Consider the following 21,188-nt stretch of genomic DNA (forward strand, 5'->3'; position numbering starts at 1 on the left):
GTATTTTATTTTAAGTGGTTATTTTATGATATTCCTTTCAGAATTGTTTTTATATGATTTGTATCTTCCATTTCCTTATAAATTTCAACAAAATTATCTTCTTCCATGAGTTCCTTAAACTGAGTAAGGTTTGCTATATATTCATTTAAAGTTTCAATTACATTTTCCTTATTATGCTTAAAAATTGGTGCCCACATTTCTGGCGAACTCTTAGCTAATCGAACGGTAGATGCAAATCCACTTCCTGCCATATCAAAAATATCTCTTTCATTCTTTTCTTTTTCGATTACCGTTTTTCCTAACATAAAGGAACTGATGTGCGACAAATGCGAAACGTATGCGATATGTTTATCGTGTGAAGCAGGATCCATGTATCGAATTCGCATTCCTAATCTAGTAAAAATTTCCATTCCTCGTTCCTGTAATTTAAACGCTGTTTTTTCTACTTCGCATATAATATTGGTTTTACCGCGATATAAATTAGCAATAGCTGCTTGCGGCCCAGAAAATTCAGTACCAGCAATAGGATGTGCAGCTAAATAATTTCTACGTTTAGGATGATCACTCACTGAATTACATAAATTTTCCTTAGTCGAACCCACATCAAACACCAAGCATTCATCATTGATTCTATCCAAAATCTCAGGTAAAATTTTCACTGTAACATCTACAGGAATTGATGTAATTACTATATCTGCTTTATCTAACGTTTCAAAATTTGATTTTTTATCTATAAGACCTAATGAAATAGCTTTATCAAGATGTTCTTCATTTTTATCAATACCATAAATTTCTGCTTCATTAAATGCTGCTTTGATATCAATTGCAAACGATCCTCCGATTAACCCTATACCTATTACGAATACTTTCATGCTTCTACTTGTAATCTTTTTATCGCTTCCTTTATATTTTCTTTAGTTACACATAATGAAAAACGAATATATCCTTCTCCATTACTTCCAAAAATATCACCTGGAGTAATGAATACACTATTTTGATATAATATGGTATCAATAAACTCCATTGCATTTATTCCGTTAGGTAATTTTGCCCAAACAAACATTCCTGTTGCTGTTTTATCATAAGTGCAACCTAGCACCGAAGCTAGTTCCCAAATAAATTCTCTTCTTTCTCTATAAATAGTGTTCATTTCTGAATACCAACTATCCGAAATGTTCAATGCTGCAATAGCTCCTTTTTGAATACCCTGAAACATTCCACTATCCATATTACTTTTAACTTTAAGGATAGCTTCTATTTTATCTTTGCTTCCGCTCACCATTCCTACTCGCCATCCAGCCATATTAAAAGTTTTACTTAATGAGTTTAACTCTAAAGCAACTTCCTTAGCTCCGTCAATTGATAATATACTTGTTGGAGTATCATTTAAGATAAAGCTATATGGATTATCATTAATCAATAAAATATTATGATTTTTTGCAAAACTGATTAACTTCTTCAATGTCTCTATGCTACCAGAAGCCCCTGTTGGCATATGCGGATAATTAATCCACATGATTTTCACCTTACTTAGATCATTTTTGGATAAAGCTTCAAAATCAGGTTCCCATCCATTAGAAGCAATTAAATCATAAAACACTGGTTTAGCTCCTACCAAATTAGTCACTGATGTATATGTAGGATATCCAGGATTAGGAATTAAGACCTCATCTCCTTCATTAAGATATGCTAACGATATATGCATAATCCCTTCTTTAGACCCCATTAAAGGAAGAATCTCATTTTCGGGATTTAGCTTTACTTTATATTTATTATTATAAAAATCCGAAATTGCCTTTCTTAATTCTGGTAATCCCTGATAACTTTGATACTTATGAGCTCCATCTAAAACTACCGCACTTTGTATGGCTTGTACTACTTCTTTAGGCGGATCCAAATCAGGACTTCCTATAGCCATATTCAAAATAGGTTTTCCAGAAGCCGCCAAAGCTCTTACTTCACGTAATTTTTTAGAGAAATAATATTCCTCTACTGTTTCTAACCGTTTTGCAGTCTGAATGCTCATCCGTTTTGATTTTTATATTCTCCTAAAATTTTAAGTTCTAAAGCCATGATTTTTAATATTGAAATAGCTTTCTGATAATCTTTATAACTATTAAAAGTAACATCTATAAAAAAGGAGTATTTCCAAGGCATATCGATAACTGGTAATGATTGAATTTTAGTTAGATTTAATCGACAATCACTCATTACATTTAAAACCGTAGCCAAACTTCCTCTTTTATGATCTGTTAGAAATTTTAAGGATGCTTTATTAACTTCCTTTCTATCAACACCTGAATCCTCTTTTGTATTAAGGATAAAGAATCTAGTACTATTAGACTTAATTGTTTGAATCTCTTTTGCCAGAACATTCAGCTTATAAATATTAGCTGCCGTTTCTCCTGCAACTGCCGCTACACCCTTCAATTGTTTTTCTTGAATTCTTTTTGCTACATCTGCAGTATCTGCATCCTCTACTAGTTTGATATGCGGTAATCTTCTAAAAAAATCTTTACACTGAAGCAATGCCATAGGATGAGAGTACACTTCTTTTATATGCCCAATTTCTTGTCCACCTAATGCCATCAAACAATGATGAATAGGTTGAAAATATTCTCCGCAAATAGTTAAATCGTGTTCGTCGATATACGCATAATTAGGGATAATTGACCCCGCTATAGAATTTTCTATCGCCATTACTGCGTCCGTACTTTTCTCATTCTCTAAACTATGAACAAGTTCTTGAAACGACATACATTCATCTACATCAACTTCATTACCAAAATATGCTTGCGCAACTCCGTGATGATACGATCCTTTTATTCCTTGTATGGCAACCTTCTTTCTCAAACGTTATAAATTTTTATTTCAAAAAAAAATCCCGACTTTTCATCGGGATTCTAGTTTTATAAATTTTGCTTATTCATTTACATAGCGATCCCAGTCTTACTTTTAAAATAAAAGAAGAAAAAATAAAATCGGTTCCAAGTAAACAAATTGCTCATTGTTGTTTCAAAATTATGTTGCTAAAGTAGCTAAAACTATAACTATACAAAATAAATTTTCGTTTTTTTCATCGATTCTGACCTATTATCATTAAATATTAAATTTTTAATTAGAATCAATGAAATATTTTAAATAAACAATCGGATATAATAAGAATCTTCTATGTTTTACAGCACTAACAAACGTTAGTAATTATATTACGCCCAGCTCCTTACCTACTTTAGTAAATGCTTTTACTGCTTTTTCTAGATGCTCACGATCATGTCCAGCCGATAATTGGACTCTAATTCTTGCTTTTCCTTGTGGCACTACTGGATAAAAGAATCCAATTACATAAATACCTTCGTCTAATAACTTAGCGGCAAATTCTTGTGCTAGCGTTGCTTCATATAGCATAACTGGAACGATTGGATGATCTCCCGGTACAATATCAAATCCCGCAGCGGTCATCTCTGATCTGAAATACTTAGTGTTTTCTTCTAATTTATCTCTAAATGCGGTAGATGAACTAAGCAAATCTAGCACCTTAATAGATGCTCCTACTATAGATGGAGCTACTGTATTAGAAAACAAATAAGGTCTGGAGCGTTGTCTTAGCATCTCGACAATTTCTTTTTTAGCAGCTGTAAATCCACCTGAAGCCCCACCAAGCGCTTTACCATATGTTCCTGTGATAATATCTACTCTACCCATTACATTGCGATACTCATGAGTTCCACGACCGGTTTTACCCAAAAAACCTGTAGAATGACATTCATCTATCATTACCATTGCTTTATATGTGTCGGCTAAATCACAAATTTTGTCTAACTGAGCAATAGTACCATCCATTGAAAAGGAACCGTCCGTTACGATCAATATTCTTCTTGATCCTTTAGCAGATTGAAGTTGTTTTTCAAGATCTACCATATTATTATGCTCATATCTAAAGCGTTTTGCCTTACATAAACGAATCCCATCGATAATAGATGCGTGATTTAGAGAATCTGAAATAATAGCATCTTCTGCAGTAAGAATTGGTTCAAAAAGTCCCCCATTTGCATCAAAAGCTGCCGCATACAGAATACAGTCTTCCATTCCTAAAAACTCTGATGTCTTACGCTCTAATTCTTTATGAATATCTTGCGTACCACAAATAAAACGTACAGAAGACAATCCATAGCCATGAGAATCAATTGCATCCTTACCTGCTTTGATAACATCAGGATGAGATGAAAGACCTAGATAGTTATTCGCGCAAAAATTCAATACGTGTTTCGTATTTGTAGTATCTATTTCAGCTCCTTGAGGAGTTGTAATTATTCTTTCGGATTTATATAAACCTGCTGATTTAATATCATCTAGCTCTTTCTGTAAATCCTCTTTTATATTTGAAAACATACTGGTGTTCTTTATTTTTTGTTATTTATAAGTTGTCAAGAAAATAAAATTAAAACGTTAAGATCTCCTTGTTTGGCATACCTTTTTTATATTTCTCTTGTAATTTTTGGACCATTATCTCTGTTATAGCTTTCAGATTAAACTCCGGTTGCCATCCCCAATCTTTTATAGCGGAAGCGTCATCAATAGAACTTGGCCATCTCGAAGCAATTTCCTGTCTAAAATCTGGTTTATAATTCACTTTAAAATCAGGATATAATTTACGAATTTCGGTAACAACTTCTTCTGGAGAAAAACTAATTCCAGCGATATTATAAGAAGTCCTTACTGTAATACTTTCTTTTGGGGCTTCCATCAGTTCTATTGTTGCTCTTATTGCATCATCCATAAAAATCATTGGTAGTGTTGCATCTTCTTTCAAAAAACAATTGAATTCTTCTTTCAATACTGCTTTATGGTAAATGTCTACTGCATAATCTGTCGTCCCTCCTCCAGGCATTGACTGATACCCTACAACTCCGGGATATCGAATAGATCTAACATCCAAACCATATCTCATGAAATAGTATTGCGCCCAATTTTCTCCGGCAGCTTTACTTATACCATATACTGTCGCTGGGTTAAGGTACGCATCATCTGGTGTGTTTTCCAAAGGCGCGCCCTCACCAAAAACTGCAATTGAACTTGGAAAAAACACTTTGTCTATATTATTATTTCTAGACACCTCCAATACATTAAACAAGGTTTTCATATTAATGTCCCAAGTAGCTAATGGTGTTTCTTCGCCTTTCGCTGATAAAATTGCAGCTAAATGATATATTTGAGTTATGTTATATCTTTCTACAATCTCCTGAATTCTATTCCTATCCGTGGCGTCTATAATTTCAAATATACCTTTTTGATTATCATTTTCTTTAAGATCTGAAGCTACTACATTTTCTATTGTATATTTTTTCCTAAGCTCCTTAGTCAACACGGAACCTAATTGACCATTTGCACCAATTACTAAAACTTTTGTATCCATCTTCATTCTTAAAATTTTAACACACATTAAGCGTTATTCACTTACTAAAGTATTAATAGCAACTTTTATATCCGAATTTCAGAAAAAACTAAGTAATTATTCCTTTATATCTAAATATTACAAGTTATATTTACTTTTCAAACAAGTTCAATCACCTATTTTGAAGTAATTTTTTTACCACTAACAAATGGAACAATTAGATCAAACTGACACTACAATTCTTAGAATTCTTCAGAGGGATTCTAAAAAAACCGCAAAAGAAATTGCCACTATTCTTAACTTAACACCATCACCTGTTTATGAAAGAGTTCGGCGATTAGAAAAACAAGGTTTTATCAAAAAGTATGTCGCAATTCTGGATAAAAAACTAATAGACAGATCAATAACTACTATTTGTCAGGTTTCTATGCGATATCATAATGAGGCTTTTATCGAGAAATTCGAAGAACAGATCCAAAATTTAGATGAAGTTCAGGAATGTTATCATATGGCTGGACAAGTTGATTTTATATTAAAAATTCACACCAGAAGCTTAGAAGAATATCACGATTTTGTAAAGACCAAACTTTCCAAAATTGAGAATATTGGAGTCCTGAACAGTACGTTTGTTTTAAAAGAAATCAAGCATTCATCAGAATTCTACATTTAAACTGAATGGTTTGATAGGTAATCTTTTAGCCAGCACGCAGTTTTTTTCATTTTTCTATTCAGTGTAATTTTATCCAAACTAATTATTCCGAATTTGGGGATAAACCCTTCCGCCCATTCAAAATTATCCACAAGAGTCCAAAGTAATATTCCTTGTAGATTAATTCCTTTATCGGAAATCTTTTTCATACACTCAATTACCTTTTTGTAATATTCTATTCGTTTAGTATCATCTTCTTTTTCTGATAACGCCATTCCACATTCTGATAGCCATAGAGGTTTTTCTGAATCGTACGTTGAGAATCTTTCTAAAAAATACTGTATCCCATCTGGATATGTTTCCCACCCCATAACAGAAACAGGAACTTTTCTTTTACTTGGCTTAATAAGTACACTCCCTAAATAAGGGATATACCAAGCACTTTTAACTACCTCTCTCGTGTACGTTTGAATTCCCCAAAAATCAAAATCAACTTTCATTTCTTCCATATCCCCTTGCTGCACGTATTTCTTAATTCTTTTTACTAAAGGAAGTTCTTTTTCTGGGTATCCCAAACCTATATAAGGTTCTATACACAAACGATTCATTAATGCGTCGATTCTTTTAGCAGCATTCAGGTCTTTTTTTTTATTTGAGTGTGATTCAATTTTAGTACAACTAACGGCAGTTCCAACTTTTATTTCTTTCTTACCCTTTAAAACCCTGTAACCTTTTGCTTGAGCCAATAGAATATGATGAATACTAGCGCTAAAATTTTTAACCCCTCGTTTACCAGGCGCATGTATTCCCAAAAAATATCCTGCACCTATACAAACGATAGCTTCATTAATCAATATCCAGTTTTTTACTCGGTCGACAAAATAAAATTTAAGTACATTAATATAATTCTCATAATCAGTAATTACTTCTCTGTTTCTCCAACCTCCTTTATCCTGCAGCCTCTGAGGCAAATCCCAGTGATATGTTGTAACCCAAGGTTCTATGCCAACTTCTAAACAATAATCAATTATTTTATCATAAAATGCTATTCCTTTTTTGTTGATTACTCCTGATCCATTAGGTAAAATTCTTGACCAAGAAATAGAAAAACGAAAAATTTTTAACCCAATTTCAACTGATAAATCAATATCTTCTTTATACCGTTCGTAAAAATTTGTTGCAACTTGATTATTAGTTCTATCCTTAATGTTTTTTGATTTCTTAGTAAATGAATCCCATATAGAAAGACCTCTACCATCTTTATCAAAAGCTCCTTCAGTCTGGGCAGCTGCAGTTGTTACTCCCCAAATAAGATGATCAATATTATTCATTAATAAATAGAATTCAACGAAAGAATATATATTAATGCTTAAACAAGCTCTTCTTGATAATTGGAAATATAATGAAGAAAATTACCTGTTGGATATTATACATCAACTTGGTAAAAAAATGGACTACGTTATTATTTAATTTATCAACTAACATAATAATGGTTTTGATTTTTAAATTTAAAAAAACACATTCCAAATATGTTTACCTAAATATTATCATAATGTTATGATCCGTTTTTTATTTTTTTATTGGTTATAGATACAATAAATATCGTTTTATGTACTTTTGAACATAACGAGTAGTTATAATATATATTTATGTCAATTTCAGTTTCAAATATTACGAAAATATATGATGATCAAAATGCCTTGAAAGAAGTTTCTTTTGAGATAAAAGAAGGAGAAATTGTTGGTTTTTTAGGTCCTAATGGAGCCGGAAAATCAACAATGATGAAAATCTTAACCACGTATTTGGATCCTTCTGGGGGTAAAGCGTTAGTAAACGGCTTTGATATAAACACGCAACCAATTGATGTACAAAGGAGTGTTGGTTATCTTCCAGAACACAACCCTTTATATTTAGAAATGTATGTAAGAGAATATTTATCTTTTAACGCTCAGGTTTACAAAACTTCGAAATCAAGAATAGAAGAAATCATTAAGTTAACTGGCCTTACGCCAGAATCCAATAAAAAAATAAGCCAACTATCTAAAGGGTATCGCCAACGTGTAGGATTAGCGTGTGCATTACTTCACGATCCAAAAGTTTTGATCCTTGATGAACCTACTACAGGTCTTGATCCAAATCAACTAGTAGAGATTAGAGAACTCATAAAATCCGTTGGGAAGGAAAAAACCGTTTTTCTTTCCACACATATCATGCAAGAAGTAGAAGCCATGTGTGATCGGGTTATTATAATTGATAAAGGTGAAATCGTTGCTGATAAAAATTTAAATGAAATGACTGATCAAATGGATCAACTAATAGAAGTTGAGTTTGATTACAGAGTAGAAGAAGCATTTTTATCAAAATTTGATCACATAAAAGACGTAAAAAACATAAATGGATTTATCTATCAACTAACGTTTGATACTACAACTGATATGAGATCAGCTGTTTTTGACTTTGCACATGATAATCAGTTGAAGATTCTTCAACTTTCGAGAAAAAATATAAACTTAGAAAGCTTATTTAGAGAATTAACTAAATAACATATTTTAATTAACATTAAAAAGCATTTTCAAAGTCGTATAAAACTTCCTTTAATTTTGCTACGGATATAGGTTTTACGATGTAGTCACTAACTCCTTCAAATGACTTAGCCCTTAAAACATCTTCAGGATCAACAGATGAGGAAACAACATAAATAAGTATTTCCTTCTCACAAGGTATTTTAACAAACTCGTCTAGAAATTGCCACCCATCTAATATTGGCATATTTAAATCCAATAAAATAACATCTGGCAACTTTTCTTTTGCAGAAATAATTGCTCTCAAATTATTTAATGCTTCTTGTCCATTTTTAAAAACCATGATTCCTTCACAAAAGTCAATTAACTGCATAACTTTTTTGATCCCAAAAACAAAAATAGGATCATCATCTATAACACAAGCAATATCAATTCTTCTCATACTTCATATAAATTTTAAAAGTTGTTCCTTTATTAACTATACTAGTCACTTCTATTTTACCTCCAATTGCTTCTACTTGATTTTTAGTAATAAACAATCCAATTCCTCTGGCATTCTCGATATTAGGGTGAAATGTTTTATACATACCAAATAATTTAGATCTGTGCTTATTCAAATCGATGCCCAGTCCATTATCCTCTATAGACAACACTACATAATTATTATTTTTAATAGCACTAAGGGTAATATGGTTTTTTCTTTCCTTTGATCTATACTTGATACCGTTTGTTATAAAGTTAAGCAGTATACTATCTAAATAAGCTGGAACAGCCAATACATCTAAATCATTACTAACTAAATTATTAATTTCTACTTTAGACTCTAGCGCTATAGCAGAAACACCTCTTACTACTTCGTCAATAACATCTTTTAGACCTATTGGCACCAAACTTTTATCTAAAGAAGTATTAATTAAGACTACTTCATTTAGATGAGATATAGTATCAGAAAGATTACTCGAAGCTGTTTTAAAAAGTTTAATAATTTCATTATCCTCTATTTCTGGATTCTCCTGTAAGAACAAGTCTAATAACATTTCGAAATTTCCTGAATGGGATTTAAGGTTATGAGAAACGATATGCGCAAAGTTTTTTAATCTTCTATTCTGATCTTCAGCTATTTTTAATAGTGATTTTAGCTCTTTTTTTCTTTTAACCTCTGTTATATCCGAAGTATGAATTACTAGTCCTCCAACTTTATTTTCATTAGAATACCAAGGACATAGTTCCCAAGATAACCATTGTACGGTTCCATCCTTTCTTTCGATACATTCTTCTTCATTCTTAAAAGTTTCTCCTTCAAAACATTTTTGGAAATTAGATTCCCATTTTTTTGCTATTTCAGGTAGCACTTCAAAATGTGATTTTCCGATAATATTTTTATTTTTAATATTATACACCTCAAACCATTTTTTTGAAGCTGCCAGGTAGTTCATGTTTGTATCAAACATAGCAATTGCACTTGGCGTTTGCTCTATAAACAGTCTATTCCGTTCAAAATCTTTTTTATTTTTGGTTATTTCTTGATGCGATCCTAATACCCATTCTGGATTTCCTTTTTCATACCAACTCACCACTTTACCCTTAGTCAATACCCAGACATAATCTCCATTTTTATGTTTCATCCTGACTTCACATTCATAAATGGATGTCTTTCCTTCAAAATGTTCTTGTAAACACAGATTAGACTTCTTAACATCATCAGGATGTGCATATTTAAACCAAGTATCTATAGAAATTGGTTCTAATTCGGAAAGAGAATATCCAATAATCCCTGCCCATCTTTCACCAAAAATTGTTTCTCCTGTTTGTGCATTCCACTGCCAAGTGCCCAAATCTGTACCGTCGATTATATGTTCAAAAAAAGCTGACTTAAGCCTAAGTTCTTCTTCTCTTATTTTAATATCAGTAATATCAGTATGCGCTCCTAACATTTTAATAGGCTTCCCATCTTTATCTCTTAACATCATCCCTCTGCATCGAACCCACACGGTATGACCTAATTTGTGTCTAAATCTAACTATTTGATCATAGGGATAAGTAGGATCTTCTGCGTGACTTGCAAAATTAGCATATACATTTTTTAAGTCTTCTTTAAATACAATATCCTGCCAAGAATCTACTTTATGCGGCATCTTTTTAGGATCATATCCAAATGTTGTCCAATAACTTGAGTTCATCCATACATTTTCTGGATCTAATAGGTCCCAAAACCACAATCCATCTAACGCCCCTAATTGTAAAAAATCGAATATTGAACTATCCTTTTTGACTAGACCGTATAATTCTTTCTTTAAATAATGTTCCCTACTATCCAAAACTGGATCTATATATTTTTTTAGTTTCATTGTCGTATTCATTTTATTATAAGAGAAGGGGTATTTCTATTAGAAGGGTTACTTAAATTTATGAATTATTAACCACATTACTCAATAAAAAAGACACAATATTTTTACGGTATTAATGTAAAAATTTCCCATAAAAAATCTAAAAAAAAACATACTAATTGAAACAAAAAATAACACAGAACTCCTTTTAAACATAAAGTTAAGAGAACCCTATTCACGGAGATAGAACAAAAAAAGTTTCACAAAAAAAAAGAGAATATTCCCTTTTTAAACAGAAATATAATTTATTGAAATATCAATCTACCGGTAAAAAACTCTTCAACCTCTATTATTGAAGGTCTATTTGCAGAAATAACGTCTCCAGTACTTAATATTTCTCCTTTAATAGATTGCAGTGGATTTACAATAACTTTGTTGGTACCTCGGTGTTTTATCTTTACATTTTCGGCGATTAAATCAGCTCCTTCAAATCTTCCAGTACCAGAAGCTATTGTAATGGTTAAACTATTGGTAGTACCGCTAAGAAAAAATGAAGCTATATTATTACCAACAACAGTTAATTTTTCATTGCCGACTTGCATAGTAAAGGTTCCTGTGGTATTCCCTCCATTATCTTCAATAAAATCTTCAGAAACTAAACTCAATAATGGGTATGACAATACTCCATCTGATGAAATGTCATATTGCGTAGCACTTCGTATTTGCGTTATATTGGGGGCGGTTATATATATCTTTGTCTGATTAAAATCTCTTACAAAATTACAATCATTTGTGTTTTCTAATATCAAACGATCTCCTTCTACAACTGCCGACACTTCATCTAACAAGTTGTCACCTGTTTCTATAATAACAGAAGTAGTCTCTCCTTCTTTTATTATTAATTCAATATTAGGAAGTACTAGAATCCTACTAAAATCAGAAACTTCAACCTCTTTACGAACAATATCACCTGTTCTTTGAAAACAGTCTAAAGCATTTTCCGTATCGCAAGCGATTACCAAAAACATTAATACTATAAGGGTCATTCTTTTCATAATCTGTATCCAAGTGAAAACTCTACGGCTTCAGCCTTAGCCGCATGAGACCTAACTGTAATTGATCCGAATATATTTTTATTGAAATAATATCGTGCTCCGAAACGATTATATACCTGTCCCTCAAAATCATAGGGATAATAGACATAATAACCTAACTGAGTAAGTATTGATAATTTATTAATCCTTAATTCGTGTCCTAAAAACACTCCAACTCTCTTTGAATCTTCATCACCTGTAGTTCCATCTCTAAAATCACCTGTAGATCTAAAATCTATAAACCTTTCCAGAGCTTCAGAAAAAAATAATTCTGCTCCTAACTGAATGCTGCTTTTTTTATTTAATCGTTTATCTGCAAAAGCTGCTATCGTATAAAACGGATATTGGCCAGCCCCCACAACATCACTCTCGTTAACTCCTCCACGAAAAATAAATCCATAACCTATAGATTGTGATCCTCTAACTTCTCCTTTTTCCTTTTCAACATATTCTGGATGTTCATCATCCAATAAATAATTAAGACCAATATTAAAAACAAAGGTATTCGTGCTTTTATTGGGTGCTTTAAAATTCGCATTAGAATAATGAATAACTCCTAATCCTGTTTGTAGGCCAAGTCCACCTATTATATTTTCTCTTTTTAGATTTAACATAGCAAAAGTAGAACTCATAAAATGAGAACCATAGGCTACATTTCTAAAGTTATTATCCTCATCGTAAGGATTTGTTGTATACCCTAACCCTTGACCTAGTCGTAGCATCAAAACACGTTTGAAGAAATAAAAATTATAATGCGCATAAAGCCCATAATTTTCACCTAAAAACTCATTATCCATATTTTGATAGATAAACGATACACCATAATCTGGAGAATTATACAATCGTTGCCATTCCTTATTTCCAAAAGTTTTTCGATTTACAGAAAGAATAACTCCTGATGGATGTCCTGTAATCAAATGTGATATATCAGGATTATGCTTTAGAATAGTTCCGTAGAAGTTACTAACATCAAAACTATAATACTTCTTATCCTCTTGGGAATGTATAGAATACCCTAGAAGTATAAATAATAAACAAATGCTTTTTTTCATTCTGGCAAATGTAGCAATACCTTTTCAAAAAAACCTAAGCTTAACTTTAGAATACTTCTGCAGCTATTTTTCTGATATTATCGGATTTCCCCATAGAATAGTAATGTAACACTGGCACTCCATATTCCATCAACTCCTTGGATTGTTGTATAGCGAATTCAATTCCTACTTCTCTAATTTCTTTATTTGTTTTACAATTTTCTACTGCTCTTACTAATTCATCTGGCATATCCAATTTAAAAACTTGTGGTAGTAGTTGTAAATGTCTTGCTACTGCGACTGGTTTGATCCCTGGGATTATAGGAACATTAATTCCTGCTTCTCTGGCTTTTTCTACAAAAGCAAAATATCTTTTATTATCAAAAAACATTTGTGTTACTACATAATCCGCACCTGCATCCACTTTATCTTTTAATCTTCTAATATCAGAATCCACGGATGGAGCTTCCATATGTTTCTCTGGATATCCTGCTACTCCTATGCAAAAATCAGATTGATTATCACTTTCAATTACTTCATGCAGAAATCGTCCGTCATTCATATTTACGATTTGTTCCACCAATTCATTGGCATAACAATGTCCTCCTTTTGTTGGGTTAAAATACTTTTCTTCCTTCATAGCATCCCCACGTAAAGCCATCACATTATCAATCCCCAAATAATGACAATCCACCAGCAAATACTCAGTTTCTTCTTTTGTAAAACCACCACAAAGCACATGCGGAATAGTATCTACATTATATTTATGAGTTATTGATGCACAGATTCCAACAGTCCCTGGACGCATACGAGTTAACTTTTTATCTAATAAGCCTTCTCGATCGATATAAATAAATTCTTCTCTTGAAGTAGTCACATCAATAAAAGGAGGATTAAATTCCATTAATGGATCAATATTATCATAAAGTTCCTGTATGCTTCTCCCTTTCTGTGGCGGTATTAATTCAAAAGAAAATAATGTTTTTCCTTTTGCTTTTTTTATATGATCTGTAACCTTCATTTAGTTTATAATTCTTAGTTGGTATTCTTATTATTTTATAGTGATCGCAGTTCTATCCCTCATACAATTCATTACGGGGTATTCAAACCTTCAATATCATCATCTCTATTTAATTTAATCCTGTATGTTCGGATTCAACCACTTCTTTGCATATTCCAAATCTATATTCTTTCGCTCCGAAAAATCTTTTACTTGATCTTCTTTTATTTTTCCTAATCCAAAATATCTTGCTTCAGGATTTGCGAAATAATAACCTGATACGGAAGCTGCAGGCCACATCGCTAATCCTTCAGTAAGTTCTACTCCTATTTTATCTTTAACCTTTAGCAATTCCCAAATAGTCAATTTTTCCAAATGATCCGGACAGGCTGGGTATCCTGGCGCTGGTCTTATTCCTTTATAGGATTCTTTAATCAATTCATCATTTGAGAGCTGTTCTTTCGTCGCATAGCCCCAATCTTCTTTACGAATTTTCTTATGTAGATACTCTGCAAATGCTTCTGCTAAGCGATCCGCCAATGCTTTAATCATAATTGAATTATAATCATCAAGATCTACTTCAAAAGCTTCTGCTAATTCTTTAGTTCCAAAACCAGTGGAAACACAAAAACATCCTATATAATCTTGTATACCGGATTCTTTTGGTGCGATAAAATCTGATAATGCAAAATTTGGCTTACTCGCATATTTCTTTAGCTGTTGCCTAAGCGTTCTAAACTTGAAGTTTCCATTATCTGCACTTCGACTTATCCTGTCATTATCATCATCAAAGGGCTCAGCGTGACTATAACTCACTTCAATATCATCATGATCCACAGTATTAGCTTCAAACAAACCATAAACTGCTTTAGCGCCTAATAATTTTTCATTAAATACTTTTTGTAATAATTCTTGTGCATCATTAAATAATGAAGTAGCCTGTTCACCAACTACCTCATCAGTCAATATCGAAGGATATTTACCATGTAAATCCCAAGATCTAAAAAATGGTGTCCAATCAATAAAAGGTTCTAATTTTTTTAAATCAAGATCTTCAATAACCTGAATTCCTAATTTATTTGGTTTTACTATTTCTGAAGAACCCCAATCAATTAAATATTTATTTTTACGAGCCTCTTCAATCGTTAAATATTCTTTTTGTTTCGTTCTTTTAAGGAAACTTTCTCTAAATTTTTCATAATCCTCTTTGAGGTCTCCAACGTATTTTTGATTGCTTCTTTTATTAAGTAAATCTCCAACCACTGTAACCGCTCTGGAAGCATCATTCACGTGAACCACCGCATTCTTATATTGCGGATCAATTTTAACTGCCGTATGTGCTTTTGATGTAGTAGCACCTCCAATCAATAAAGGAACTTTAAAATTTCTACGCTCCATTTCTTTAGCTAAAAATACCATTTCATCAAGTGACGGTGTAATTAAACCACTCAATCCAATGATATCTACTTGTTCATCAATAGCAGTTTGTATAATCTTTTCTGGCGGAACCATTACTCCTAAATCCACAATTTCATAATTATTACATCCTAACACTACAGAAACAATATTTTTACCTATGTCATGAACATCACCTTTTACAGTAGCCATCAGAATACGACCATTGGAGCCGTTTCCTTCTTGCTTTACTCCAGCAAGGGCATTTTTCTTTTTCTCTTCTTCAATATATGGAAGTAAGTATGCTACCGCTTTTTTCATCACTCTGGCTGATTTTACTACTTGCGGTAAAAACATTTTTCCAGATCCAAATAAATCTCCAACTACATTCATTCCAGTCATCAAATTTCCTTCGATAACTTCTATAGGCTTATCGGCTTGTTGCCTGGCTTCTTCTACATCTTCTACAATATATTGATCAATTCCTTTAACTAAAGCTCTAGTGATACGATTCTGCAAAGATTCTTCTCTCCAAGACAGATCAATAACCCGTTCTTTACTAGTTCCTTTTACAGACTCCGCTAGATCCAATAATCTTTCTGTAGCATCTTCTCTTCTATCTAAGATGACATCTTCTACGTGATCAAGCAGTTCTTTAGGAATATCATCATAAATTTCCAACATAGCTGGATTTACAATTCCCATATTCATACCTGCTTTGATAGCATGATACAAGAACACCGAATGCATGGCTTCTCGAACACGGTCATTTCCTCTAAATGAGAAAGACACATTACTCACCCCTCCACTAACACTACAGTGTGGAAGATTCTCTCGAACCCATCTTGTGGCTTCTATAAAATCAATAGCATTTTTTCTATGCTCATCCATTCCTGTTGCAACAGGAAATATATTTAAATCAAATATGATATCCTCTGGAGGAAAATTTACCTGATTTACAAGAATATCATAAGACCTCTTAGAAATTTCTATACGACGATCATAATTATCAGCCTGACCAACCTCATCGAAAGCCATAATAATTACAGCTGCTCCATACCTTTTAATCTTCTTAGCGTGAGCAATAAACTCTTTCTCTCCTTCTTTTAGACTAATAGAATTCACTACACATTTACCCTGAACTACTTGTAATCCAGCTTCGATAATCTCCCATTTAGAGCTATCAATCATTATTGGTACTCTGGCAATATCGGGTTCTGACATAATAAGATTAAGAAATCTTACCATAGCTTCTTTACCATCAATCAGACCATCATCCATATTGATATCAATCACCTGTGCTCCACCTTCTACCTGATGTCTTGCAATATCTAAGGCTTCATCAAATTTTTCTTCTTTTATCAAACGAAGAAACTTTCGGGACCCTGCTACATTAGTACGTTCTCCAACATTAATAAAGTTAGTTTCCGCTGAAACAATCATAGGTTCCAGTCCAGATAGTTTTAAATACTTTCTCTTTTGCTCTGTACTCATAATCTATACTACAACTTCTACTGATCTTGGTTTATAATTCTTGGCTAAATCTGCAATTGCCTTTATATGTTCTGGTGTCGTTCCACAACATCCTCCAATAATATTGATCAGATTTTTATCCATATATTCTTTAATCTGACTTGCCATTTGCTCTGGAGTTTCATCATACTCACCAAATGCATTTGGTAATCCTGCATTAGGATGTGCAGAAATTCCGAAATTTGCTTTTTGAGCTAAAACTTCGAGATGTGGAGTTAATTGACTAGCTCCCAAAGCACAATTAAAGCCTACTGACAACATCGGAATATGTGATACAGAAATCAAAAAAGCTTCCGCAGTTTGCCCAGATAATGTACGACCACTTGCATCTGTGATAGTTCCACTAATCATAATTGGCACCTCTATATTCCTTTCATCTTTCACCTCTTCTATAGCGAAAAGTGCAGCTTTTGCATTTAATGTATCAAAAATAGTTTCAACTAAGAGGATATCTGATCCTCCATCTAATAACGCTTCCACCTGTAGTTTATAGGCAATCCTTAGTTCATCAAAAGTGACCGCTCTAAATCCAGGATCGTTTACATCAGGAGACATACTAGCTGTTCTATTTGTTGGACCGATTGATCCAGCTACAAAACGTGGTTTATGAGGCTCTTTGGCTGTTAATTCATCGGCAATTTCTTTTGCTATTTTTGCTGATTGAAAATTTAACTCATAGACCAACTCTTCCATTTCATAGTCTGCCATGGCAATTGTAGTTCCCGAAAATGTATTGGTTTCTACAATATCTGCTCCAGCTTCATAGTATAATCGATGTACTTCTTTGATCGCTTCAGGCTGAGTAATACTCAATAAGTCATTATTACCTTGGACAGAAACAGGCCAGTCTTTAAATCGTTCTCCCCTAAAATCTTCTTCTGTAAATTTGTGCCGTTGCAGCATTGTCCCCATTGCCCCATCAAGGACAAGAATTCTTTCTTCAAGTATTTTTTTTATATCTTTCATTTACCCATTTTTAGGCTGAGTTTATTTAGGCCTATTTTAGTCAATAATAAAAACACTTAAAACAAGTCTTTCTACTAACAAGACAAGTCTAGTGTAACATTATCAAACAACATTAAGTTTCCTCTATAAAAGGAATTTAAAAAAAATATCAAGAAATTAATGGAAAATAGCCTTAAGCTATGAGTCATTGTTATCTATTTCACTTAATGTGAATAGAATGTAGCACCTTCTTTAACAGATAAAGGGTTGCTAAGGTATCATAGGGTCTAATCCCTCCACCTTTCTTGATAACGTTTTAAATAAATTTATGAACTAAACAGTTTTCACTGCTATTCTGCTTACAAATTAAAGGTATAGTCTTTTGTTTTGCAAGTTTATTCTGTTTTTTTAAGATTCAGGAGCCAATTCAACCTCTAAGCCATCTAACTCTGTTGTTATTGGAATTTGACAACCCAATCGACTATTGTCCTCCACATAAAAAGCTTCGGCTAGCATGAGATCTTCATCTTGTCCCATTTCAGGAAGCTTATGGTCCGACAAAACATAACACTGACAAGATGCACACATCGCCATACCTCCGCAAGTTCCCTCTACTGGAAGCTCATATGCTTTACATACTTCCATCAAGTTCATGGCCATATCTGTAGGAGCTTGTACTTCGTGAATTTCTCCTTCTCTATCTTTTATCTTTATGGTAACATCTGACATAATATATTAGTTTCTATCAGCAAATATAATCAAAGACCTCACAGGTTTCTAAAACTTGTGAGGTCTAAAATCAAAATGTTTTTTATTTAAATTATTGCTTTTACAACTTCTTTTTTGGCTTCTTTTTTAGTACCATCAAATCCTTCTACACCTCCAACAGTAGTATATTTCATTACATACTTCTTATCTGGAAATATTCTTTGATAAGCACTCTGGCACATAATAGCTGCTTCGTGGAAACCAGAAAGAATCAATTTTAATTTGCCTTTATAAGTATTCACATCACCTATTGCATAAATCCCAGGTATATTCGTTTGATAATCATAGGAGTTATCTACTTTTATAGCATTCTTTTCTATCTCTAATCCCCAATTCCCGATAGGCCCTAGCTTTGGTGACAACCCAAATAACGGAATAAAGTAATCCGTATCTAAGTGAATATCACCTTCTGTTTTATGCTTGATACCAACACCAGTAACGTAATCATCGCCTTTAAGTTCTTTTACTTCTGCTTCAGTAATCAAGTTTACCTTTCCTAATTTAGTCAGCTCAGCAACTCTTTCTACAGAATCCAACGCTCCACGAAATTCATTTCTTCTATGTACCAAGGTAACTTCACTCGCAACCTCTGCTAAGAAAATGGTCCAATCTAAGGCAGAATCTCCTCCTCCAGCTATCACAACTCTCTTATCTCGATACACTTCGGGATCTCTAATAATATAAGCTACTCCTTTATCTTCAAAATCTGTAATATTAGGAATAGGAGGTTTACGAGGTTCAAAAGAACCCAATCCACCAGCTATAGCAACCACAGGTGCATTATGTTTAACACCTCGTAATGTAGTAACAACAAAAGTTCCGTCTTCCAGTTTTTCAATAGTTTCTGCTCGATCTCCTAATGTAAAACCTGGTTCAAAAGGTTTTATTTGCTCCATTAAATTATTTACTAAATCTCCTGCAAGAATCTCAGGAAATCCAGGGATATCATATATTGGCTTTTTAGGATATATCTCAGAGCATTGACCACCCGGTTGCGGTAATGCATCAATAAGATGTGTTTTTAATTTTAGTAATCCAGCTTCGAAAACAGTAAATAAACCTGTTGGTCCAGCTCCTATGATTAGAATGTCAGTCTTGATCATGTTCAACTTCTTTTTTTCCTATTAATCCTTTGGTAAATTCATTAAGTGTCTCCACTTTTTCCTCGAAATCACCTTTTATTGTTTTTCTGTATTCATTCAAATTTTTGACTAAATCATCAATATTTTCTGGAATTACTTCTTCGAAAAATTGACGTAATCGCTTGGCTGTTGTAGGTGACTTTCCGTTAGTTGAAATTGCCACTTTTACATTACCTTTGGTTACAATACCACCCATATAAAAATCACAATACGGTGGATTATCTGCTACATTTACCAATTTACTTCTTTTTCTGCAGTCTTTATACACTTGTACATTAACCTTAGGAACATCTGTAGTAGCAATCACAATATGTTTCTGTTTTAGAAAACGTCTGTGATATTTCTTTTTAATCATTTTTATCCCAAACTTATTAGCTAAAGTAATTGTATCTTCTCTGTACATAGGAGAAACCATTGTTACATTGGCATCGGGACTAGATTTTAATAAGAACGTTAGCTTTTCTTCGGCTACATTTCCTCCTCCTACGATGAGGATTTCAAGGTTTTTAACTTTCAGAAAAACTGGATATAAATTATTTCTTTCTTTCATCTTTATAGCTATCCTGAACTATCAAGATACGATTTCTTCTTTTACTTCTTTAAAAATCGAAGCTAGTTTCGCCCTTTGTTCCACTACTTCTCCGATGACAATAATGGCTGGTGAAGACAATTCTTTTTCTAAAACAACCTGTTCTATAGTCTGTACTGAACCAAACCCAAACTTCTCATTATCAGTTGTTCCGTTCTGTATTACAGCTACCGGAACGTCCTGTTTATTTTCGGCTGCAAAGATACTAACTATTTCGTTTAACTTACTCATCCCCATTAAAATTACCACAGTTGCATTAGATTTTGCTGCCAGGCGAACATCCTGTGATAATTTATGGGATTTCGTTGTTCCTGTAATCACCCAGAAACTTTCTGATGAACCTCTTTTGGTTAACGGAATTCCTTGATAAGCCGGCACTGCCAATGATGAAGATATTCCCGGAACCATATTCGTTTCCACTCCAAATTCTTGAACATAATCAATTTCTTCTGCTCCACGACCGAAAATAAATGGATCTCCTCCTTTTAATCGTATTACATGTCCATGACTTTTAGCTCTGCTAACAATTAGCTCGTTAATTTGTTCTTGCTGATAAGCATAACATCCTTTTCTTTTTCCTACAAATATCTTTTCGGCTTTTGGTGCATATGCCAATAAGGATTCATTGATAAGTGCATCATATAACACCACATCAGCAGACTCCAACGCTTTAATAGCTTTTAGTGTAATCAAATCTGGATCTCCCGGTCCAGCTCCAACTACTGTCAATTTTGGTGTTTTAGTACTCATTTTTAATTACTTATTATCTTTATTTTAAAGATTTTACACCCTTGTAAAGGT

Annotated in this window: 19 protein-coding genes and 1 riboswitch; of the genes, 2 read left to right on the top strand and 17 right to left on the bottom strand. The window is 33.0% G+C overall.

Annotation, left to right across the window (positions count from 1 at the left end; translation table 11 throughout):
* Window positions 1-23: 23 nt before the first annotated feature.
* From Q0921_RS08065 to Q0921_RS08085, 5 genes are all read right to left on the bottom strand, one after another.
* Window positions 24-872: a prephenate dehydrogenase gene (locus tag Q0921_RS08065; protein WP_299255768.1), complete on the bottom strand. Its 849-nt coding sequence runs from the start codon at window positions 870-872 to the stop codon at window positions 24-26.
* Complete coding sequence (locus Q0921_RS08070; RefSeq protein WP_299255770.1) at window positions 869-2,026, bottom strand: aminotransferase class I/II-fold pyridoxal phosphate-dependent enzyme; 1,158 nt, start codon at window positions 2,024-2,026, stop codon at window positions 869-871. The genes Q0921_RS08065 and Q0921_RS08070 overlap by 4 nt, the downstream gene beginning before the upstream one ends.
* Entirely contained in the window at window positions 2,023-2,853 is an 831-nt protein-coding gene (locus Q0921_RS08075) for a prephenate dehydratase (RefSeq protein ID WP_299255772.1), read from the bottom strand. The genes Q0921_RS08070 and Q0921_RS08075 overlap by 4 nt, the downstream gene beginning before the upstream one ends.
* Window positions 2,854-3,201: 348 nt before the next feature.
* A complete protein-coding gene (gene kbl, locus Q0921_RS08080) occupies window positions 3,202-4,389 on the bottom strand; it encodes a glycine C-acetyltransferase (RefSeq protein WP_299255774.1) in 1,188 nt (395 codons plus the stop codon).
* Window positions 4,390-4,438: 49 nt separating this feature from the next.
* Window positions 4,439-5,419 carry an NAD-dependent epimerase/dehydratase family protein gene (locus Q0921_RS08085; protein WP_367183330.1) on the bottom strand — a complete coding sequence of 327 codons (981 nt, stop codon included), beginning with the start codon at window positions 5,417-5,419 and terminating at the stop codon, window positions 4,439-4,441.
* 181 nt (window positions 5,420-5,600) lie between these two features.
* Here Q0921_RS08085 and Q0921_RS08090 point away from each other — a divergent pair, with 181 nt between their 5' ends.
* Complete coding sequence (locus tag Q0921_RS08090; protein WP_299255776.1) at window positions 5,601-6,062, top strand: Lrp/AsnC family transcriptional regulator; 462 nt, start codon at window positions 5,601-5,603, stop codon at window positions 6,060-6,062.
* On the opposite strand, the gene Q0921_RS08095 is transcribed toward Q0921_RS08090, so the two are convergent.
* A complete protein-coding gene (locus Q0921_RS08095) occupies window positions 6,059-7,372 on the bottom strand; it encodes a glycoside hydrolase family 1 protein (RefSeq protein WP_299255778.1) in 1,314 nt (437 codons plus the stop codon). The two genes, Q0921_RS08090 and Q0921_RS08095, sit on opposite strands and share 4 nt — an antisense overlap.
* A 318-nt stretch (window positions 7,373-7,690) precedes the next feature.
* Here Q0921_RS08095 and gldA point away from each other — a divergent pair, with 318 nt between their 5' ends.
* On the top strand, window positions 7,691-8,584 hold the full coding sequence (gene gldA / locus Q0921_RS08100) for a gliding motility-associated ABC transporter ATP-binding subunit GldA (RefSeq protein WP_299255780.1): 894 nt from the start codon (window positions 7,691-7,693) through the stop codon (window positions 8,582-8,584).
* 16 nt (window positions 8,585-8,600) lie between these two features.
* On the opposite strand, the gene Q0921_RS08105 is transcribed toward gldA, so the two are convergent.
* The 11 genes from Q0921_RS08105 to cobA all read right to left on the bottom strand — a co-directional run bounded on the left by Q0921_RS08105 (window position 8,601) and on the right by cobA (window position 21,137).
* Window positions 8,601-9,005: a response regulator gene (locus tag Q0921_RS08105; protein ID WP_299255782.1), complete on the bottom strand. Its 405-nt coding sequence runs from the start codon at window positions 9,003-9,005 to the stop codon at window positions 8,601-8,603.
* Complete coding sequence (locus tag Q0921_RS08110) at window positions 8,992-10,911, bottom strand: PAS domain-containing protein (RefSeq protein WP_299255785.1); 1,920 nt, start codon at window positions 10,909-10,911, stop codon at window positions 8,992-8,994. The genes Q0921_RS08105 and Q0921_RS08110 overlap by 14 nt, the downstream gene beginning before the upstream one ends.
* 284 nt (window positions 10,912-11,195) lie before the next feature.
* Window positions 11,196-11,936: a head GIN domain-containing protein gene (locus Q0921_RS08115; RefSeq protein WP_299255787.1), complete on the bottom strand. Its 741-nt coding sequence runs from the start codon at window positions 11,934-11,936 to the stop codon at window positions 11,196-11,198.
* Window positions 11,937-11,941: 5 nt separating this feature from the next.
* Complete coding sequence (locus Q0921_RS08120) at window positions 11,942-13,036, bottom strand: acyloxyacyl hydrolase (protein WP_299255789.1); 1,095 nt, start codon at window positions 13,034-13,036, stop codon at window positions 11,942-11,944.
* 46 nt (window positions 13,037-13,082) lie between these two features.
* Entirely contained in the window at window positions 13,083-14,036 is a 954-nt protein-coding gene (gene metF / locus Q0921_RS08125; protein WP_299255791.1) for a methylenetetrahydrofolate reductase [NAD(P)H], read from the bottom strand.
* A 114-nt stretch (window positions 14,037-14,150) separates the two neighbouring features.
* Window positions 14,151-16,904, bottom strand: a complete 2,754-nt coding sequence (gene metH / locus Q0921_RS08130) for a methionine synthase (RefSeq protein ID WP_299255793.1) — start codon at window positions 16,902-16,904, stop codon at window positions 14,151-14,153.
* A 3-nt stretch (window positions 16,905-16,907) separates the two neighbouring features.
* The gene (locus Q0921_RS08135; protein WP_299255795.1) at window positions 16,908-17,909 is read right to left on the bottom strand and encodes a homocysteine S-methyltransferase family protein; all 1,002 of its coding nucleotides are present in this window, start codon (window positions 17,907-17,909) and stop codon (window positions 16,908-16,910) included.
* A 187-nt stretch (window positions 17,910-18,096) separates the two neighbouring features.
* Window positions 18,097-18,203: riboswitch (SAM riboswitch) on the bottom strand.
* 93 nt (window positions 18,204-18,296) lie between these two features.
* Window positions 18,297-18,617: a 2Fe-2S iron-sulfur cluster-binding protein gene (locus Q0921_RS08140; RefSeq protein ID WP_299255797.1), complete on the bottom strand. Its 321-nt coding sequence runs from the start codon at window positions 18,615-18,617 to the stop codon at window positions 18,297-18,299.
* A gap of 86 nt (window positions 18,618-18,703) precedes the next feature.
* Window positions 18,704-19,759: an NAD(P)/FAD-dependent oxidoreductase gene (locus Q0921_RS08145; protein WP_299255799.1), complete on the bottom strand. Its 1,056-nt coding sequence runs from the start codon at window positions 19,757-19,759 to the stop codon at window positions 18,704-18,706.
* Window positions 19,746-20,348 carry a bifunctional precorrin-2 dehydrogenase/sirohydrochlorin ferrochelatase gene (locus tag Q0921_RS08150; RefSeq protein WP_299255801.1) on the bottom strand — a complete coding sequence of 201 codons (603 nt, stop codon included), beginning with the start codon at window positions 20,346-20,348 and terminating at the stop codon, window positions 19,746-19,748. The genes Q0921_RS08145 and Q0921_RS08150 overlap by 14 nt, the downstream gene beginning before the upstream one ends.
* Before the next feature lie 21 nt (window positions 20,349-20,369).
* Complete coding sequence (cobA, locus tag Q0921_RS08155) at window positions 20,370-21,137, bottom strand: uroporphyrinogen-III C-methyltransferase (RefSeq protein WP_299255803.1); 768 nt, start codon at window positions 21,135-21,137, stop codon at window positions 20,370-20,372.
* Between the last annotated feature and the right edge of the window lie 51 nt (window positions 21,138-21,188).

The organism is uncultured Aquimarina sp., from assembly GCF_947496855.1.
GTDB lineage: Bacteria > Bacteroidota > Bacteroidia > Flavobacteriales > Flavobacteriaceae > Aquimarina.

What these genes read in the sequence shown, in the direction of transcription:
- Q0921_RS08115 (WP_299255787.1), bottom strand. Translation starts at nt 11,936, where the DNA reads ATGACCCTTATAGTATTAATGTTTTTGGTAATCGCTTGCGATACGGAA.
- Q0921_RS08135 (WP_299255795.1), bottom strand. Translation starts at nt 17,909, where the DNA reads ATGAAAGATATAAAAAAAATACTTGAAGAAAGAATTCTTGTCCTTGAT.
- metF (WP_299255791.1), bottom strand. Translation starts at nt 14,036, where the DNA reads ATGAAGGTTACAGATCATATAAAAAAAGCAAAAGGAAAAACATTATTT.
- kbl (WP_299255774.1), bottom strand. Translation starts at nt 4,389, where the DNA reads ATGTTTTCAAATATAAAAGAGGATTTACAGAAAGAGCTAGATGATATT.
- Q0921_RS08095 (WP_299255778.1), bottom strand. Translation starts at nt 7,372, where the DNA reads ATGAATAATATTGATCATCTTATTTGGGGAGTAACAACTGCAGCTGCC.
- Q0921_RS08145 (WP_299255799.1), bottom strand. Translation starts at nt 19,759, where the DNA reads ATGATCAAGACTGACATTCTAATCATAGGAGCTGGACCAACAGGTTTA.
- Q0921_RS08150 (WP_299255801.1), bottom strand. Translation starts at nt 20,348, where the DNA reads ATGAAAGAAAGAAATAATTTATATCCAGTTTTTCTGAAAGTTAAAAAC.
- Q0921_RS08105 (WP_299255782.1), bottom strand. Translation starts at nt 9,005, where the DNA reads ATGAGAAGAATTGATATTGCTTGTGTTATAGATGATGATCCTATTTTT.
- Q0921_RS08110 (WP_299255785.1), bottom strand. Translation starts at nt 10,911, where the DNA reads ATGAAACTAAAAAAATATATAGATCCAGTTTTGGATAGTAGGGAACAT.
- metH (WP_299255793.1), bottom strand. Translation starts at nt 16,904, where the DNA reads ATGAGTACAGAGCAAAAGAGAAAGTATTTAAAACTATCTGGACTGGAA.
- cobA (WP_299255803.1), bottom strand. Translation starts at nt 21,137, where the DNA reads ATGAGTACTAAAACACCAAAATTGACAGTAGTTGGAGCTGGACCGGGA.
- Q0921_RS08070 (WP_299255770.1), bottom strand. Translation starts at nt 2,026, where the DNA reads ATGAGCATTCAGACTGCAAAACGGTTAGAAACAGTAGAGGAATATTAT.
- gldA (WP_299255780.1), top strand. Translation starts at nt 7,691, where the DNA reads ATGTCAATTTCAGTTTCAAATATTACGAAAATATATGATGATCAAAAT.
- Q0921_RS08120 (WP_299255789.1), bottom strand. Translation starts at nt 13,036, where the DNA reads ATGAAAAAAAGCATTTGTTTATTATTTATACTTCTAGGGTATTCTATA.
- Q0921_RS08090 (WP_299255776.1), top strand. Translation starts at nt 5,601, where the DNA reads ATGGAACAATTAGATCAAACTGACACTACAATTCTTAGAATTCTTCAG.
- Q0921_RS08140 (WP_299255797.1), bottom strand. Translation starts at nt 18,617, where the DNA reads ATGTCAGATGTTACCATAAAGATAAAAGATAGAGAAGGAGAAATTCAC.
- Q0921_RS08065 (WP_299255768.1), bottom strand. Translation starts at nt 872, where the DNA reads ATGAAAGTATTCGTAATAGGTATAGGGTTAATCGGAGGATCGTTTGCA.
- Q0921_RS08085 (WP_367183330.1), bottom strand. Translation starts at nt 5,419, where the DNA reads ATGAAGATGGATACAAAAGTTTTAGTAATTGGTGCAAATGGTCAATTA.